The 1160-nt window shown below is 61.7% G+C and carries 1 protein-coding gene; it reads left to right on the top strand.

From position 1 onward, the window contains the following. Nucleotides 1-184 precede the first annotated feature (184 nt). Nucleotides 185-958: a ZIP family metal transporter gene (locus NW827_RS04275; RefSeq protein WP_414403980.1), complete on the top strand. Its 774-nt coding sequence runs from the start codon at nt 185-187 to the stop codon at nt 956-958. Nucleotides 959-1160: the final 202 nt, after the last annotated feature.

A 1160-nucleotide genomic window follows, 5' to 3' on the forward strand; every position in this document is an offset into this window, starting at 1 on the left:
ACACCTAGGTTGTCTGGTGCCTGGCAGGGTGACGAGCTCCAGAGCGGGGATCCGCCTACGACACTTGTGGGGAAGGTTGCAAGCTGCGCCTCAGCAGCCGGAGAGCCATCTTCAGCCGTCGAGGAGAAAGAGCCGGCGGATGGGGGAAAATTGAGAGGCATTGGGCCTTGACGGAGAGTGGCTTGTGCATCCAATTGCAACGGGATCCCTGGCCAGCTTTGTGGCCGGATTAGCAACGGGGCTGGGGGCTTTGCCGGCGCTGTTTCTCCCCTCGCTCTCGGCGAGGGTGCAAGGGATCCTGCTGGGGTTTGGGGGTGGGGTAATGTTGGCTGCCACCTCGTTTTCGCTGCTGGTGCCGGGCACCGAGGCGGCGCTGGCACTGGGATATTCCCAGTTGGGGGCGGCCGTAGTGATGGTGGCGGGCTTGTTGCTGGGGGCGATCTTCCTCGAGAGTGCCCACCAGCTTCTTCCCCACGAGCACTTCTTTAAAGGGATCGAAGGGGAGAACCGCGCCCATCTAAAGCGGATCTGGCTCTTTATCATCGCCATTGCCTTGCACAACTTCCCGGAAGGCTTGGCGGTGGGGGTGGGGTTTGCCACCGGCCAGGTCGGCGATGGGCTGGTGCTGACCCTGGGGATCGGCCTGCAGAACATGCCGGAAGGGCTGGTGGTGGCCTTGTCGCTGGCAGGCCAGGGGTACTCGCGGCTGTTTGCTTTTGCCATTGCCCTGCTGACCGGACTGGTGGAGCCCATCGGCGGCATCCTGGGAGCGACGGTGGTTTCTCTGGCGCAGTCCTTGTTGCCCTGGGGCATGGCCTTTGCTGCCGGGGCAATGTTGTTTGTGATCTCGGATGAGATCCTCCCCGAGTCGCACCGGCGGGGGCTGGAGCGGGAGGGCACCTTTGGCGTTCTCAGTGGGTTTGTGGTGATGCTGCTGCTGGATATTGCCCTGGGGTGACGTACTCCTGGCACTCCTCTTCGTTGAGTCAACGCAACATGGCTTACGCCACGCTGCGCGAACCGATAGAGTACGGGCTTCCCGCTTCCCAGACTTGTTGGTACAGCGGCCACCGAGCAACCCACGGCGGGAAACTTTTTCTCCTCAATTGAAGCACGAATGGCTTTCATCCCGACACTGATTGGCTCTTGAGTATACAGTG

The sequence above is a fragment of the Synechococcus sp. H70.1 genome, assembly GCF_047502705.1.
In the GTDB taxonomy this organism is placed as follows: Bacteria; Cyanobacteriota; Cyanobacteriia; order Thermostichales; family Thermostichaceae; genus Thermostichus.